This is a genomic window from Serratia sp. M24T3, from assembly GCF_000257645.1.
Classification (GTDB): Bacteria; Pseudomonadota; Gammaproteobacteria; order Enterobacterales; family Enterobacteriaceae; genus Rouxiella.
The window spans coordinates 1-356 of record NZ_AJHJ01000105.1 but is presented as its reverse complement, the minus strand read 5'-3'; the positions used below and the strand labels follow the sequence as shown (position 1 = coordinate 356).

Genomic DNA, 356 nt, shown 5'->3' with positions numbered 1-356 from the left:
AATCAAGTGAGCATCAGGGCCGAATTTGGTAGAATGTGAAAGTGGTTAAAGTAACTCTGCTGTAAAGAACTGCAATTAAAGAAGTGATATGCACCCATAGCTCAGCTGGATAGAGTACTCGGCTACGAACCGAGCGGTCGGAAGTTCGAATCTTCCTGGGTGCACCATTTAACGACTTGCTGCCATCAAAGGAAACTTGAAATGGTGATGCAATGTTAAATGGAAGCACAAAGGATGATAACGTTGCCTTGGCAACGACCCGTAAGGGTGAGGCGTAAGCCGAATAATCTTCCTGGGTGCACCATTTTCCTCTCTGCTTTTTCTTCGCATCAATCGATAGTAAAATAGTTTCAAAA

Annotated in this window: 1 tRNA gene; it reads left to right on the top strand. The window is 43.8% G+C overall.

Annotated elements, in window-relative coordinates:
- Positions 1-90 precede the first annotated feature (90 nt).
- Positions 91-167, top strand: a tRNA-Arg gene (locus tag SPM24T3_RS24175).
- Positions 168-356: the final 189 nt, after the last annotated feature.